A 16312-nucleotide genomic window follows, 5' to 3' on the forward strand; every position below is an offset into this window, starting at 1 on the left:
TTTTATACCAAATTGAGTTTTAAAATGTCAGTTTTACATTTTAAAACAGGTCAAACAGGCCTTAGTGTGCCCTATTGACAACTTTTTCATCCAATTTGCCTACACACTAAGTAAATAAAATGGCAGAAGCACGAAATTTCTGTAATTTTTCTGTTGAAATTAAAATAAATGCTTGTTTTTGTTATCAAATTGTTACATTGCATCGTGGTAATTGATTTGAGCACTCTTAAATGACTGAACTATTGAAAATCTCTAAAACTGACACTTCGGGTTTGTGGAAACAAGTTTGTTTTGATGATGATATCAAGGCATTTGAATTAATGTTTCATGCGCTGAATACCCGGCTTATTAAGTTTTGTGTATTTTACATTCGTCAAAAAGAAGCTGCCGAAGAGATAGTATCGGACGTATTTATAAAATGTTGGGAATCGCGTAAAAACCTAACCGAAATAGCCAATCCCGAAACATATTTATTTGTAGCAGTTAAAAACCAATCTTTCAACTATTTAAAAAAATTCTCCAATATCCATCTTGTTCAAATCGAAGCTTCAGACGAAATTAAGTTTGTAAACACCTTTGATCCCGAAAAAGAGCTTGAACGCAAAGAACTCCATTTTTTATTAGATAATGCAATCGCATCCTTACCTCAGCAGGCTTGTATAATTTTTAAACTTATTAAGGAGGACGGCATGAGGTACAAAGAAGTTGCGGAAATTTTAAATATATCACCGCGTACTGTACAAACCCAGCTTTTCAGGGCTATAAAAAAACTGAGTGTTATACTTTCTACGCATCAATTGTCTGCAAAATCGGCCGAAAAGGCTTCTTCTGATCACCACACCATAGGACTTTCGTTGTTATAGCAATTCTTTTTAAATTTTTTTTTAAAGCTTGTAGGCAATTTTAAAAAAAACGTTGTCCTATCTAAAAAAAGCCCACTTGCACAATTAAATGGTTAACGAAAGATTTATTGAACTGCTTTCAAAAAAACTCTCCGGCGAGATTAATGCAGGGGAATTAGAAGAATTCAGTTTCCTGGTTGCGAACGATGATACTTGCAGACAGCAAAATAATTTCTTTAAAACTTATTTGGTTAAAAACGAGGAGCACTATTCAAATACCGACCTAATGTTTCAACGGATCAGGAACAAAATTGAAGTTCCGCAAAAAGATGCCGAAGAAACCGAAGCAGGTATAATTGCAGGAGATTGCAAAAGCAGGCAGCTATTTATACGCAGCATCGCAGCCATTTTTATAGCCGGTATTTGCATGTTTGCTGTTTACAATTTTTGGGGCTATAGTTTAAACAACATTAAAATTGCTGATTTACAGCAAAAAAAAACGCCAAGCCGCGTAAAATCAAAGATTTATTTAAGTGATGGTTCAATTGTTACATTAAACTCAGAAACTACATTGAAATATCCTCCCTCATTTAAAGGCCCAACCCGCGAGGTTTACCTGAATGGTGAAGCTTTTTTTGACGTGGCAAAAGATCACCAGCATCCGTTTATTGTACATGCTGGTAAAATGAGCATAAAGGTTTTAGGTACGGCTTTCAATGTGAAATCATATAAAAACGATATAACAAGCGAAACTACACTTATAAGGGGCGCAATTGAAGTAACCCTGGCCGACAGGCCTGCCGACAGGATAATTTTAAAACCGAACGAGAAGCTTATTTTAAAAAGCACCACTTTTAAAAGGCATACTATAAACAGGAATTTAGTAGCACAAACCCCCGATAGTGCCAAAACAAGCTACGCCTTAACCAATCTTACTTATTTGCGATCAAACGATACCACTGTAGTTGAAACCTCGTGGGTAAATAACAGGCTTGTTTTTAAAGACGAAGACTTTAATGAATTAGCCAACAAGATGGAACGCTGGTACGGGATAAAAATGAAATTTAAAAATTCAGTTGCAAAAGATTATCATTTTACCGGAGTTTTTGAAAAAGAAACCATTACACAAGCATTAAGCGCGTTGCAACTTATTGAACATTTTTCCTATAAATACAAAAATGAAACCGTATATATTTATTAACCAAACTAATGAATTAAATGAGCCTATGAAATAAAGGAACCTTTACATACCCAAAAAAAAACGGGAATCACCAATGGTAATCCCCGTTAAGATGAAGATCTGTTAGTTATTCATGCAATGTTCTCTCGAACAGAACATTGCCATTTAATCAAGTCACCTTTAATTAAGTAAAAGTATGAAATATTTTAAACACCCAAAGGGTGTAAGAGATAACTATTGGCTATTTAAGTCCATATTAATAATGAAATTGACATTTATTTTAACAGTGTTCTTTAGCCTGCAATCGATGGCCAAAGTATACTCACAACAAAAAGTCACGTTTAATGTAAAGTCGGTTGCTTTTGGCAAGGTTATCTCTGCTATTCAAAAGCAAACCAACTATCACTTTGTATTCAGCGAACGTAAAATACCTTCAGGTAAAAAAATAACTCTGAACGTTGAAAACGAAGAAGTTACTTCCGTGCTTAACAAACTATTAGCCAATTCAGATTTCACCTACACCGAACTGGAAAATAACCTGATCGTTATTTCTCAAAAAAATGAGATTGTAAGCGCAGCGGTTATTCATGGTAAAGTAGTTGATGAAAACGGTACGCCAGCACCTGGTGTTTCGGTTAGGGTTAAAGGGACTACAACAGGTTCTATTACCGATGCTAATGGTAATTTCTCGGTAAATGCCCCCGATAATGCAATACTTATCTTCTCGTTTTTAGGTTACGAAACCCAGGAAGTAGCAGTAGCAGGTAAAACAGAACTTTCTGTTAAGTTAACTGTATCTGCCAAAAGCCTTAATGAAGTAGTGGTAACTGCATTGGGTATCAAAAAAGACTCCAAAAAATTAGGTTACGCTGTTACAACGGTGTCTGGTAATACAATGGATAAAGCTAAAGAAACAAACGTTGCTTATTCATTAGAAGGGCGCGTTGCTGGTTTAAGTATCAGTGGCACCAACGGTGGTCCCGGTTCTTCGGCACGTATCTTATTACGCGGGGTAACCAGCGGCAGCGCAGGTTCACCATTATTTGTTATCAACGGTGTACCAATGGATAACACCCAAAGGGGCCAGTCAGGCGAATGGGGTGGTGCGGATTATGGCGATGGTATCTCCAACATCAACCCAGACGATATTGAAAGCATGACCGTATTAAAAGGCCAATCAGCATCGGCTCTTTACGGTACACGTGCAGCCAACGGTGTTATTTTAATTACTACCAAATCGGGTAAAAAAAATTCCGGCTTTGGAGTTGAATATAACTCAAATTACCAGGCTGACAAAATTATGGATAATACTGATTTCCAAACCCAATATGGCCAGGGTTCGGGAGGTGCTAAACCTACCACTGCCATTGAAGCCAAAAACAACACAAGGTTTGCGTGGGGAGGAAAATTAGATGGATCACAAGCTATTCAATTTGATGGCAAACAATACGCTTATTCAAAAACAAGCGATAATTACACCAAATTTTACAGAACCGGCGGTAGTTTTACCAACACAGTTGCATTAACTGGTGGTAATGAAACCGGTGCTTTCCGTTTGTCATTATCTGATCTGAATAACCATGCTATCACTCCAAACAGTGGGCTTAACCGGAAAACCTTCAACTTTAATGGTTCACAAACTGTAATTAAAAACCTGGATATAAACCTGGTTGCTAACTACGTTTTAGATGATTCAAAAAACCGTTCAGGTTTAAGTGATGGCCCTGGTAACCCCAACAACGTTCAGTTTTTGGCGCCAAACGTATCACAAAGCATTTTGGCTCCGGGAACTAATGCAAGTGGTGCTGAGTTATTATGGACTGATGACGAATATGTTACCAACCCTTACTTTGCAGCTTACAAGTTTGTTACCAATACCCAAAGGGAGCGTTTAATATCTTCAATCTCTGCCAGATACGCCCTTACACCGTGGGCTTATGTTCAGGGCCGGATTGGTTATGATAAAATTCATGACACGCGCTTAAGTATTACTCCAACAGGTACTGCCTATTTAAGTGGTTCAAATGGTTCGATGCAAACTCAAACTACGCAGACTACTGAATTTAACAGTGATGTTTTAATAGGTGCAAAACACGACATTATCAAAGATTTGTTGAACCTTGATGTATCTGCTGGTGGAAACATCCGTAAAGCCAATGGCTCAGGAACTTATGTAAATGCCAATAACCTGATTATTCCATATTTCTATGACCTTTCAAACGGCAAAACAAGGGATAGTGGTAACCAGGGAGTAACCAACCAGCAGGTTAACTCTTTATACTATACTGCTGATTTTGGCATCAAAAACTACCTTGTATTAAGTACTACAGGCCGCTACGATGCTTATAGCAGTATATCAAGTGCAGCAGGCAGGGGTATATTTACACCGTCAGTATCTGCAAGTTTTATCTTCTCAGATTTGGCGCATATTGAAGGATTAGACTTTGGTAAATTGCGTGTATCTTATGCTAAAACAAGCGGTAGCCCTTCTCCATATGCTAACCAGGTTTATTATAACGTAGCCAATTCAATCAACGGCACAAATGCCGGTAGTTTTGACACCCAGCTGCCAAATTTATTTTTAAAGCCATATACCTTGGGCGAGTTTGAAGTTGGTACCGAATTAAAATTCTTTAATGATCGTTTAGGCTTAGACGTTGCTTACTTTGCTAAAAAGACTAAAAACGAGATCCTTAATAGTACCATTGATATTTCAAGTGGCTATACAAACGCTTACGTTGCAACCGCATCTAACCAAAACCGCGGTGTTGAAGTTGAGATACATGGTACGCCGGTTAAAAACAGCAGCTTTAGCTGGTCTCCGTCATTCAACTTTACTTACGTAAAAAATAAAGTTCTATCTACAAATGAAACCGGTGCCAACATCGGCTTAGGTACCTATCGCCCACTGAATGCATCAACTGCTTTTGTGGTAGGTATGGATGGCCCGCAAATTATAGCCTATGACTATCTGCGTAATGCTTCCGGTCAAATTATTTATAAAGACGGTGTTCCGCAACAAGGTGCTTACAAACCATTCGGTAGCGTAGTACCTAAAGTTTATGGTGGTTTAAATAACGATTTCAACTACAAAAACTTCAATCTTTCTTTCCTGGTTGATTATCGTTTTGGTAACAAAGTATTATCAGCAACCAACTACTATGCTATCTACCGCGGTTTAAGTAAAATAACATTGACCGGCCGTGAAACCGGTATTGTTGGGGCTGGAGTTGACCAGGTAACCGGTGCAACAAACACTACCAATGCAACTGCGCAGGCTTATTATCAAGGCTTAGCAAAAGTTTCTTCGGTAAACGTATTGGATGGCAGCTTCATTAAATTACGCCAGATATCCGTTGGTTATAACATCCCAAAAACTGTTATTGCAGGTACACCATTCAACTCAATAACATTTTCATTAGTGGCACGCAACTTATGGACCATCATGAAGCATACTGATAACATTGATCCTGAATCAAACTTCGCTCCAGGGATTAACTATGCTGGTATTGAAGGTACGAGCGTACCTGCAGTAAGATCTTATGGTTTAAATGTGAACTTTAAATTTAAAAAATAACGAAGATGAAAAAACGATATATATATAGTTGCCTGCTTATAGGTGCTACCTTTATAGCGGGTTGTACTAAAAATTTTGATGCAATTAATACTAATCCAACCAAAGTAAATGCGACTTTATTCGACCCGAACTTTTTAATGGCGCAGGCGCAGATCAAATTTTCAAATACGGGTTATGACCAATTGTTATATCAAAGCATGTGGTCACAATCATTAGCATCAACTTATGATTATTATAGCAATGGAGATAAATATGTGGCTTCGGGTAGTAATGATAACTATAAAGCGCGCACCTGGACTACCAGTTATGGTGCAGTAACCCTTGTTGATGAGATGAAAAATCTTGTGGCAGGAAAAGCCCAATACTCCAATCTTGATAACTGCGGCACTATTTTACGTATTATGATGCTTGAACGCATCACCGATGCATATGGCGACATACCATTCTCGCAGGAAGGACAAGCAAAAGCAGGCATAACTTCTCCTGTTTTTGACACTCAGGAGAGCATTTACAAATCTATGCTTACCCAACTTGCCACAGCTGTGCCAGCTCTGGATGCCTCAAAGGCAGCCCCCACCAGCGATCTTTTTTATGGCGGCAATATAGCCCAATGGAAAAAATTAGGTTATTCTTTAATGCTTAGGGTTGCAATGCGTTTAACTAAAGTTGATGCCGCTACTGCTCAAAAATATGCAGAGACGGCTTACACCGGTGGTACAATGAGTGCTATAGCTGATAATGCAAAAGTAATGGCTGATGACGCAAGTGGTAACAGCAACAGTGATGCTAACGCCTTATTAGTAGTTGCAGATTTTAGAGAAGTGCGCTGGTCAAATACTTTGATCAGTTATATGAAATCAACTAATGATCCGCGTATTAGCGCTATTGCCGAAATATCTTCGGGCACTGGTAAAGCAGCCAATGAAGTATTAGCTGCCGGCATCAACACCGCAAGCCTTCAAATTGGTATGCCTAACGGTTATGACCTCAATGGTGGTTCTACCGATATTTCAAAAGCTCCGGGTTACCCAGGCACCTCACCTGCTGCTTCAGCAACCGATTCTCCTGCACCTGATGGCAAATATTCACGCCCGCAATTTGCAGTGTATGATAATAAAAACCGTAATAACTTCATATTAACCTACGGCGAAACTGAGCTTTTATTAGCTGAAGCAGCTTCCAGGGGCTGGGCAACAGGAGTTGCGGCTACACATTATGCTAACGCACTTACTGCAGATATGCAAACCTTATCACAATTTGGGACGACCTCTGTAGATGTGGCGAGTATCGCAACTTATGTTGCCGCGCATCCTTTAGTCCCTGCTACAGCTTTACAGCAAATCAATATGGAGTATTTTGTTGAAACGTCATCAACATTTAACTTCAATGAAACCTGGGCTAACTGGAGAAGATCAGGATACCCTGTTTTAACAGGTGTGACCTATCCAGGCCAGTTTACAAACCCAGCTGGTACTATTCCAAGAAGGATGCCTTATCCAATCACATTACCTGCAACCAATGCTGCAAACTATGCTGCTGCCGTTGCAAGACTTTCTGGGGGGCAAGATACCTTCACTGCTAAAGTATGGTGGGATAAATAAAATTTAATTTCCTTAACAAACAGGGAGACATTATTGTCTCCCTGTTTGTTTTACTACCTTTATATTGATTAACAACCTTTTTAGAACTGTGTGCCCCAATCATAAGTTTTAATTAAAGTATTTATGTCCCTTATTAATTTATATTTCTTAAAACGCGCAATCGGCTTCCCTGCTGTAATTACTGCCGCGCTTAGTTTTTCTGCACTTACCTCCTACTCCCAGCAGCCGTTATTTAAGCTGTTGAACAGTAAAGAAACCAATATCAAATTCAGTAATGATATCAACGAGACCGAATCGCTCAACGTGTTATCATACGAGTATTTTTATAATGGTGGTGGTGTAGCTGTTGGCGATATAAATAACGATGGTCTGCCCGATCTGCTATTTACGGGAAACATGAAGCCCAATAAACTTTATCTCAATATGGGGCAAATGAAGTTTAAGGATATCACCAATGATGCCAGTCCCGACCTGGGAGGCCGCAGGGATTCATGGAAAACCGGCGTTACTATGGCCGATGTTAACGGCGATGGCTTGTTAGACATTTATGTATGCTACTCTGGCAAAACTGATAACGAAACCCGTAGCAACCAATTATTTATAAACCAGGGCAATAACAAATTTAAGGAAGAAGCCAAAGCTTATGGCTTAGCCGACCCCGGATACAGTACACAGGCCGTATTTTTTGATTATGATAATGATGGCGACCTGGATATGTTCCTGCTGAACCATAACATTAAAAAGATAGATAACATGGAGCTGGCCCGCTATAAAAATCAAACTGATGATTTAGCCAGCAATAAACTGTTCAAAAACGAAAACGGGCATTTTACCGATGTGTCAAAAACAGCCGGGATAGTTCAAAACCCGCTTACCTTTGGACTGGGCGTGGCCATTGCCGATATTAACAAGGACGGATGGCCCGATATTTATGTAACAAACGATTACAACGAACCGGATTACCTATACGTTAACAACCACAACGGTACTTTTACCGAAAAATCAAAAGATATGTTAAGGCATATGTCGCACTTTTCGATGGGTGTTGATATTGCCGATTTTAATAATGACGGCCTGCCCGATATTATGACACTTGATATGTTGCCCGAGGATAACCACAGGCAAAAATCATTACAATTAGAAGAAAACTATGAGTCGTTTGCGTTGATGCAAAACCAGGGACTTTACAAACAATATATGCGCAATATGCTGCATCTGAACAATGGCGATGGCACATTTAGCGAAATAGCACAACTGGCAGGTGTATCAAATACCGACTGGAGCTGGTGCCCCCTAATTGCCGATTTTGACAACGATGGCTATAAGGATATTTTTGTTACCAACGGTTACTTAAGAGACTATACCAATAAAGATTTTTTACGCTACTGGGGCGATTATAAGATCAAGAAAGCAATGGCAGGCCAACCATTCCGCCTGATGGAGCTTGTAATGGCCATGCCTTCGACTGCCGTACCTGATTATATTTTCAGGAACAACCACAACCTTACCTTTACCAATAAACAGGTGGAGTGGGGCCTTAACCAGCAAAACATTTCAAACGGCGCTGTATATGTGGATCTGGATAATGACGGGGACCTTGACCTGGTGGTTAATAATATTAATCAACCGGCATCCGTTTACCAAAACACCAGTCGCGAAGCAAATAATACCTCTTATCTGGCTATTAAACTAAAAGGCACCGGTAAAAACACCAATGCCATTGGCGCCAAAGTAAGTGTATACACCGGTAAAAACATACAATACCAGGAAGTTAATCCTAACCGCGGTTACCTTTCATGTGTATCAACTACGTTGAATTTTGGTTTGGGAGATACCAAAAAGGTTGATTCTGTGCGCATCATCTGGCCCGATAATTCTTCGCAGTTGCTTAAAGATGTTAATGCAGACCAGTTGCTGACGATCAAATATCAGCCAACAGAAAAATCATCTGCACAGGCTGGTGTGGTTAAAAAGACCGTTTTTAAACATGCAGAACCAGTTATTGATTTTAAACCGGAAGAGATCACCCTGAATGATTTTAAACGCCAGCTATTAATGCTGTTCATGTACTCCAAAACTGCCCCTGTTATTGTAAAGGCCGATGTAAACGGCGATGGGTTGGAGGATTTATTTGTAAGCGGAGAAAAGGATAGTCCGGGTAAAATATTTCTGCAACAGGCCGGAGGTAAATACCAGGCAAAGGATATCGTTCGCGGCAGTACCGACAATATGGGCACTACATCTGCAGCTGCATTTTTTGATGCCAATGGCGATGGTAAACCAGATCTGTACATAGCAAAAGGTGGTTATTCATTATATGATCCCAATACTGCCGATCTGCAGGACGAACTTTATATCAACGAAGGTAATGGCCGCTTTGTACTCTCTCCTACTGCATTACCGGTACTTAATGCCAATAGTAAATCAGTTGTAAAGCCCAGCGATTTTGATGGTGATGGCGATATCGACCTGTTTGTAGGTGGCAGGGTAATTCCGGGTCAATACCCGGCTGCACCGCAAAGCTACCTGCTGGCAAACGATGGTACGGGCAAATTCGCAGCCGCCGCTATCCCATTTAATAAAATTGGGATGGTTACAGATGCACAATGGATCGACCTAAATAATGATAGCCGCAAAGATTTGGTATTATGTGGTGAATATATGCCGGTCACTGTTTTGATAAATGACAAGGATGGCTTTAAAGATAAAACCAGCGATTATTTTGACACGCCTCAAAAAGGATTTTGGTATAAAATTGCTTTTGCCGATGTAAACGGTGATGGTAAACCCGATTTGATTGCAGGCAACCTGGGCTTAAACACACAGATCCGCGCAAGTGATAAGGAACCTGCCGAAATGTATTTTACCGATCTGGACAATAATGGTTCTATCGATCCTTTCTTTAACTTCTATATCCAGGGTAAAAGCTATCCTTTTGTAAGCAGGGACGAACTGAACGAGCAGATTTACCCGATGCGCAGGAAGTTTAACTCCTACAAAATGTATGCTGACGCCACCATCAATGAAATTTTTAGTGCCGATGACCTGACCAAAGCCGGCAAGCTGAGCATTAACAATATACAAACAACGCTTTTCATCAATAATAATGGCAAGTTTACACCTGCACCTTTACCAATAGAAGCGCAGTTTGCCCCGGTAAGCCAGGTAATAACCGGCGACTTTGACCATGACGGGCATACCGATGTTCTTTTATTAGGTAACCACTCCGATAATCGCCTCAAGATTGGCAGCATTGATGCAAATTACGGGTGCCTGTTAAAAGGCGATGGCAAGGGAGGTTTTACTTATGTAGATCAGCCAACATCCGGGCTTTCGGTTATGGGCGATGTAAAATCGGCGGTGGAGATCAATATCAACAATATACCATATTTACTGATAGGCGTGAGCGACGGTCCGCTTCAATTTTATAAAGAATAATGAATTACTTAAAAATATCGCTTATTATATTTTGTGCTATAATAACCAGGCAGGCTTATGCACAAAACACTGCTAATGATTACCCGGATTATTTACAGCCAGATCATGCGGTGAATGCTGTAACCATGGTGATGGTGCATGATGTGGTTAGTCCGCCGGTTGCGGCGCGCTACTATGCTTATACCATGCTGGGCGCATACAACATTGTTGCCGCAAAAAATAAAACCATACCCCAACTGCAAAATTTTGTAAAGGACTATAAGCCTAATAACAGTTTAGATACCATCCATACCAAATACGACTATAAAATAGCCGCCTATTACAGCATCCTTGAAACGGCTAAACTTATGCTGCCATCGGGCTTTATGCTAAAGGATGATGAAGACGCGTTTGTCCAGTTACTTCAAAAAACCAAGGTTGATCAAAGTATCATTGATAATTCTGTTAAGGTAGCAGAAACAGCCTCTAAAATTGCGGTAGGTTTTTCAAAATCAGATAACTACAGCAAATTAAGCGCTCTAAAAAGATATACCCCTATAAAAGATGAAAGTAAATGGTACCCAACCCCTCCGGGATATTTTGAAGCAGTTGAGCCAAACTGGCGTACCATACGTACCATGGTGATTGATTCGGCCAATCAGTATAAACCTGCACCCTTAATTCCTTTTAGTAAGGATACCACATCGGCATTTTATAAACAGGTTAAGGCCGTTTACGGTATCTCGAAACACCTTACTACCGAACAAATTAATATTGCCTTGTTTTGGGATTGTAACCCTTTCGCCATTACCACTTCGGGTCATATGGCTATTGGTTATAAAAAGATCAGTCCGGGCGGGCATTGGATGCATATAACAGGGCTGGTTACCAAACAGGCACATCTTGATTTTGATCATTCCATAATGGTAACTGCCTTAGAGGGACTAACATTAATGGATGCTTTCATTAGCTGTTGGGAGGAGAAATTCTCCAGTAACCGCATCCGCCCCGAAACCTATATTAACCGGTATATCGATGTTAAATGGCAGCCTGTTTTACAAACGCCCCCCTTCCCGGAGTTTACCAGCGGCCATGCGGTAATTTCAAATGCATCGGCCGAACTACTTACCTATTTGCTTGGTGATAACTTTGCTTATACGGATAATACCGAAATTCCCTTCGGCAGCAGCCAGCGCGATTTTAAATCATTTCGCGAAGCAGCAGCCGAGGCATCAATGTCTCGTTTTTACGGAGGCATCCATTATATGGAAAGTATAGAAAAAGGAAACCAACAAGGTAAAGAAGTAGCGAGTGGTATCATTGCCAAAATAAAAAAAGCTGGTATCTTGCCTCAAACTAAATAATCTTACTATATATCTATATAAATCTATATAAAACATCCACCAATAATGAATTTTATAACACAAAAGTTGATAAAAAAAGGCGCTGCCTGCTTATTAAGCAGCTCTTTTTTATTGACGGCTTTGCCAGCTACCGCGCAAAAAACTGCCATCTACAAAGACGCCTCGCAATCGATTGAACTAAGGGTAAAGGATTTGATAGCCAAGCTAACCTTAGAAGAAAAAGTGTCCTTGTTGGGGTATCGCAGCAAGGCCGTTCCCCGTTTGGGCATCCCTGCCTACAACTGGTGGAACGAAGGTTTACATGGCGTTGCCCGTGCCGGTGAGGCCACCATATTTCCGCAGGCCATAGGTATGGCGGCAACTTTTAACGAAAGCCTGATCGACTCAGTTTCAAATGTAATATCAACCGAGGCCAGGGCAAAATATAACGTATCCACAGCAATGGATCGCCATTTACAATACATGGGCCTCACCTTCTGGACACCTAATATCAACATCTTCCGTGATCCAAGATGGGGCCGCGGACAGGAAACTTACGGTGAAGACCCGTTCCTAACTGCCCATATCGGCTCGGCATTTGTACAGGGAATGCAGGGAAAAGATGCCCGTTATTTGAAAGCGTCAGCCACTGCCAAGCACTTCGCGGCACATAGCGGCCCCGAAGCTACCCGCGATTCATTTGATGCCATTGTGGACGAAAAAGACATGCGTGAAACCTACCTGTACGCCTTCCATGCTTTGGTTAATTCGGGGGTTGAGTCGGTAATGACAGCTTATAACAGCATTAATGGTGTGCCCAACTCAGTTAACAAAAACCTGGTTACCGGTATTTTAAGAAACGAATGGGGTTTTAAAGGCCATGTAGTAACTGATTGTGGTGCCCTCGATGATGTTTTTTTAACGCATAAAACCATACCTACAGCTGTTGAAACAGCCGCCGCCGGTATAAAAGTGGGTATCGATCTGGATTGTTCATCAGTTTTTCAGGGGGATCTTGTTAAGGCTGTACAACAAAAACTGCTTACAGAAAAAGAGGTTGACGTAGCGCTGTCCCGTATCTTAAAAACCCAATTTAAGTTAGGCTTTTTTGATGAAGGCGGAGCAGCCCCTTTTAAAACCTACGGTGCCGATAGTATCCATAATACGCAGCATATAGCCCTGGCCCGTAAAGTTGCACAGCAGAGCATGGTGTTGTTAAAAAACGACAATAACATATTGCCATTCAAGCAGGGCCAATACTCCAGTTTTATGGTATTGGGCCCTAACGCTGCCGCTTTGGATGCCATGATAGGCAGTTACCACGGTGTTAGCAGTAAAGTAGTAAACTTTGTAGAGGGTATAACCGGCGCGGTTGATGCCGCCACCCGCGTAGAATATGACCTTGGTTGCGATTATCGTGATACCACCCATTTTGGTGGCATCTGGGGTGCAGGCAATGCCGATGTAACCATCGCGGTTTTGGGTTTATCGCCCGTATTGGAAGGCGAAGCCGGAGATGCTTTCCTGGCCGAATCTGGTGGTGATAAAAAGAACCTGAGCTTGCCAGCCAGCGAAATAGCTTTTATGAAAGCCTTACGCAAGGGTGTTAAAAAACCCATCATTGCCGTAATTACTGCTGGTAGCGATGTGGACGTATCTGCCATAGCGCCATATGCTGATGCTATCATATTTGCCTGGTACCCCGGCGAACAAGGCGGAAACGCACTGGCTGATATTGTTTTTGGAAAGATCAGCCCCTCTGGTCATTTACCGCTTACTTTTTATAATTCGGTTAATGATCTCCCTAAATATGAGAACTATAGCATGAAAGGGCGTACATACCGGTACTTTAATGGCCCGGTTCAATATCCTTTTGGTTTTGGCTTAAGCTATACTACTTTCAGCTATGAGGCTGCTTCGGCATTGCAAAAACAATATGCCTCGAAAGATACTATCGGTATAACTGTTAAGGTTAAAAACACAGGTATCACGGATGCCGATGAGGTTGTTCAGGCCTATATTAAATATCCAAACCTCGACAGGATGCCATTAAAAGAGCTGAAAGGCTTTAAAAGAATTACCATTACCAAAGGAAATGAGCAAATGGTAACCATAAAGATCGCGGTAAAAGAACTTCAGAAATGGGATTTAACAAAGCATAACTGGAAACTTTATCCGGGTGAATATAAGCTGATATTGGGTAGTAACTCTGCTGATGAAAAACTAAGTTCCGGCTTTAAGATCAGCGGTAAATAAAGGCTATGCTTCATTAACACATTCCGATGATCCTTTTTTACTGAAAAGAACAGGGAAAGTGTATGCTGCAGTTCGGCTTGGGTTATTCCAAAAGTGAAGATAAATTAGGGCAAAGCTTAGTCGCTTTGCCATTTTTGTATGTTATTAATTTACTTTCGTTATATCTACTTTGATTATATTATAATAACTTACTTTCAGTTACATTCCCAAACCTATAACTTATACCTACCTCATGCGTGGTAATATTTACGCCACCCAGGTTATTTGACGATGTACCAAACTGGTAGCTATACCCTATTTTAAATGATTTGCCAATTATGGACAACATAGCCGCCGCTTTTTTATCGGTGCGATAGTTTAGGCCTATACCCAGTTGTTCCTTCAGGTAGAAAGTACCTGACACATTCGCAATAACCGGCGATCCATTTACATAGGAAACCAGTGTTGCGGGTTTAAACTTCACATCATCACTTACATCGGCCAGGTACGCGCCCGAAAAATGATAGTGCGTGCGCAGATAGTTGGCCTGCTGCTCGGATGCTGTACCCAAACTACGGATAGTAAACTCAGGTACCGAGAGGCCAAGGTAGTAATCGGCGCCATATAACATTACGCCAAAACCTATATTGGGTTTTGTTTCGCGCACATCATTCCTAAACTGCGGATCTGATGCATCCAGCTGAGAATAATTACCAACGTAGTTGCGCACCCCCACATTTAAAGCAACAGCGAGGTAGTTGGTTTGTGTTAACTGTATTCCTTTAGCAAAAAACGCATTAAACTCTATCTGGTGCTCTACAGCGGCCTGGTCATTCAATACATAAACTCCTGCTGCGCCATTAATTGATTCAACAGGAAAATTGGCATTAAACATCACACTGCTTGGCGCTCCATCTATTCCTATAAACTGCTTGCGTCCCAGTACGCTCACCGAACCGGCTTTATCAAGCATTGAATAAGCGGGGTTTATTGCTGTGAGATTATCTGCGTATTGGCTGTAGCTATAAATCTGTTGTTGGGCAAAAACGCTGTTGCAGGTAATTAATACCTGCAGCAGACTTAAGCTTAGTCTTATAATTATTTTTTTGCTAAACATGAATGCTAATTTAAGCAATGTATTTTCTTTTAGTATTAATATCTAAGTATATCTTTTACTATTAATATTTAAGTATAATATATCCTGTTTTGCGTTTTGTTTGGTGGCCATCACTGTATTCCAGCGAATAATAATAGGTGCCTGGTTTTTGCATGGTATTAGTTTTGTTGGAGTACCCATCAAAAAAGTTGCCGTTGCTTCCATAACCTTTTACATCATATACCAGTGAGCCTACCGCGTTCATGATGCTCAGGTGGTTATCAGCATGGTTTTCTATACCGTCTATTACCAGCACCTCATTCACTCCGTCGCCATTGGGTGATACTGCCTGATGAACAATGATATCATCAGGATTGGTAATGTTATTTGATTTTTTGGCGATGCCCATACTATTATTATCATCAAGCGTGTGCAAAGCCAGCGTAAGTGGTGCAGTAGATGATGCAACCTTGTCTATAACGATAGTGTATGTTCTTGTAGTTACTCCATCTTCGGCTGTCACTACAGTTGTAACAGTTGTTGCACCTGTAGCATTAATTGTTACGGGTGTTGCAATACCTGCAATTGCAGTTATACCATTAACTGTAACAGTTGCATGGCTATCACTCAATGTTACTCTTTGCTGGATACTTGTAACCCCCGAATCTATCCAGGTTATATAATTATCTGTTGTGCCCACCCTGGTCAATATCGCGCCGATTATATTGAGCGATAGGAGATTTGCATTTGCTGCACCGGTTTTGCTGACAGCGATAGTGTAAGTGCGCGTGGTAATGCCGTCTTCGGCTGTTACAACAATGGAAATATTGGTGGTAACTCCTGCATCGAGCTGCACTGTATTGACTATGCCYGATGTCCCGGCTATATTGTTCACTGTAAAAGATGCATGACTGTCACTTAACGTGGCGCTTTGTTGTACACTGGTTGCAGAAGGCGTTACAGATGCCGTGTAGTTATCTGTTGCACCTATTCTTTTCAATGTAACGCCACTTATCTTGAA

General features: G+C 40.8%; 9 protein-coding genes. 7 read left to right on the forward strand and 2 right to left on the reverse strand.

Translation table 11 applies throughout. From position 1 onward, the window contains the following. Positions 1 to 230 precede the first annotated feature (230 nt). The 7 genes from AC1DO4_RS07760 (at position 231) to AC1DO4_RS07790 (ending at position 14216) form a co-directional block, all read left to right on the forward strand. A complete protein-coding gene (locus AC1DO4_RS07760; RefSeq protein ID WP_477414517.1) occupies positions 231 to 863 on the forward strand; it encodes an RNA polymerase sigma-70 factor in 633 nt (210 codons plus the stop codon). An 88-nt stretch (positions 864 to 951) separates the two neighbouring features. Continuing rightward, the gene (locus AC1DO4_RS07765) at positions 952 to 2043 is read left to right on the forward strand and encodes a FecR family protein (RefSeq protein WP_477414519.1); all 1092 of its coding nucleotides are present in this window, start codon (positions 952 to 954) and stop codon (positions 2041 to 2043) included. A 241-nt stretch (positions 2044 to 2284) separates the two neighbouring features. Further along, complete coding sequence (locus tag AC1DO4_RS07770) at positions 2285 to 5599, forward strand: SusC/RagA family TonB-linked outer membrane protein (protein ID WP_477414521.1); 3315 nt, start codon at positions 2285 to 2287, stop codon at positions 5597 to 5599. Between the two features lie 5 nt (positions 5600 to 5604). After that, the gene (locus AC1DO4_RS07775) at positions 5605 to 7200 is read left to right on the forward strand and encodes a SusD/RagB family nutrient-binding outer membrane lipoprotein (RefSeq protein ID WP_477414523.1); all 1596 of its coding nucleotides are present in this window, start codon (positions 5605 to 5607) and stop codon (positions 7198 to 7200) included. 123 nt (positions 7201 to 7323) lie between these two features. Next, on the forward strand, positions 7324 to 10638 hold the full coding sequence (locus tag AC1DO4_RS07780; RefSeq protein WP_477414525.1) for a VCBS repeat-containing protein: 3315 nt from the start codon (positions 7324 to 7326) through the stop codon (positions 10636 to 10638). Further along, positions 10638 to 11981 carry a vanadium-dependent haloperoxidase gene (locus AC1DO4_RS07785; protein WP_477414527.1) on the forward strand — a complete coding sequence of 448 codons (1344 nt, stop codon included), beginning with the start codon at positions 10638 to 10640 and terminating at the stop codon, positions 11979 to 11981. Before AC1DO4_RS07780 ends, AC1DO4_RS07785 begins: the two co-directional genes overlap by 1 nt. Before the next feature lie 45 nt (positions 11982 to 12026). After that, complete coding sequence (locus AC1DO4_RS07790) at positions 12027 to 14216, forward strand: glycoside hydrolase family 3 N-terminal domain-containing protein (RefSeq protein WP_477414529.1); 2190 nt, start codon at positions 12027 to 12029, stop codon at positions 14214 to 14216. Positions 14217 to 14394: 178 nt separating this feature from the next. On the opposite strand, the gene AC1DO4_RS07795 is transcribed toward AC1DO4_RS07790, so the two are convergent. Both AC1DO4_RS07795 and AC1DO4_RS07800 read right to left on the reverse strand, forming a co-directional pair. Beyond that, entirely contained in the window at positions 14395 to 15312 is a 918-nt protein-coding gene (locus tag AC1DO4_RS07795) for a PorP/SprF family type IX secretion system membrane protein (RefSeq protein WP_477414531.1), read from the reverse strand. A gap of 61 nt (positions 15313 to 15373) precedes the next feature. After that, a partial coding sequence (locus AC1DO4_RS07800) for a T9SS type B sorting domain-containing protein (RefSeq protein ID WP_477414533.1) occupies positions 15374 to 16312 on the reverse strand: 939 nt, incomplete at its 5' end.

Source organism: Mucilaginibacter sp. P5_A6, from assembly GCF_056400585.1.